The sequence below is a fragment of the Methyloceanibacter marginalis genome (assembly GCF_001723295.1).
GTDB classification, from domain to species: domain Bacteria; phylum Pseudomonadota; class Alphaproteobacteria; order Rhizobiales; family Methyloligellaceae; genus Methyloceanibacter; species Methyloceanibacter marginalis.
The window spans coordinates 1-1,121 of the sequence record NZ_LPWD01000375.1 but is presented as its reverse complement, the minus strand read 5'-3'; the positions used below and the strand labels follow the sequence as shown (position 1 = coordinate 1,121).

1 protein-coding gene is annotated in these 1,121 nt (G+C 62.6%); it reads right to left on the bottom strand.

Going from position 1 to position 1,121, the window contains the following annotated elements; genetic code table 11:
• Positions 1 to 158: 158 nt before the first annotated feature.
• A complete protein-coding gene (locus AUC71_RS13065; RefSeq protein WP_141701690.1) occupies positions 159 to 1,070 on the bottom strand; it encodes an SMP-30/gluconolactonase/LRE family protein in 912 nt (303 codons plus the stop codon).
• Between the last annotated feature and the right edge of the window lie 51 nt (positions 1,071 to 1,121).

Below are 1,121 nucleotides of genomic sequence, written 5' to 3'. Positions count from 1 at the left end.
CCCGCCGCCGCGCCGCGAAGAGAGCAGCGTGACGGGGATCGGGAGCTGGGCGAAGCCGGGATCAAGCGAGCAGTCCTGCACTGGCGCGGAGAGCTTTGGCGGGCGTTGCGGTTATCGGCTGCGGCGCAGCATTTCGAGTAAGCGGTGCGACGCGCCTATTACTTTTTCTTCTTGTCGTCCTTCTTGCCGTCGCTCTTGCTGTCCGCCGGCGCGCTTAAGCGGTAGGCGGCCAGCGAGTTGTCCAGCATCATCGGAATCAACGCGATCCCCGTTTCGGGAGAATAGGTCAAGTCGGCGCTGCCCTGATTGAGATCGATCAACAGATCCACTTTGCCATCGGCGTTGACTTGGTACAGCGCGCCGTCGGGCCAGTCCGTGACGAGATAAGCGCCCGGCTTCAGGACCTGGAGCCCGTCCAGATTGCCGATCGTCTTGCCCTTGGCCAAGGGCTCGATGGTCTGGTCTTCCAGGTTCACGGAGAACATGCCGGCGGGCTCCTGCTCTTGGCCGACGCTTTTCAGCCGGCCGAGCGAGGCGACGGTGAGCTTGTCGCCTTCGACGAGGAGACCGTTGGGCCCTTCCAATTCGTCACTGGTGAGCCAGGGCTCGAAGACGCCGTCCTTGAGCCGCCAGATCGTGTTCATCGGTGTGTCGGAGACATAGACCGTCCCGTCCTCGGCGACCGCCACGTCGTTTAGGAAGATCGCGCCGTTCGCCGGGTGGCGCTTCTTGATGCTGCCCGAGGCGGCGTCGACCTCCACCAGAGCGTCGACGTCGGCAACGTAGAGCGTGCGGTCGCGCAAGCCCAAACCCGTCGGAGAGTCAAAACCCGTGGCCCAGTTCCGCTCGAGAATGGTGCCGTCGGATTTGAGGCGGGAGATGAAACCGTTGCCGTCCTTCTGCATGACTGCGCCGTTGATGTTGCTCACATAGAGGACGTCGGTCGCGGGGTCGTGGATAACCGATTCCGGCCTGGCCAGACCCTTGGCCTCCCATACGAGCGTTGGCCCTTGAGCGAAGGACGCGCCGGCGAACATGAAGGAGAACACGAGGCCAAGAATGATACGCATGAGATCCTCACTGAAGCACAAGAAATGGCGATCCCGGCAGGACTCGAACCT

Coding starts and splice junctions, on each gene's coding strand:
- AUC71_RS13065 (WP_141701690.1), bottom strand. CDS start 1,070: ATGCGTATCATTCTTGGCCTCGTGTTCTCCTTCATGTTCGCCGGCGCG.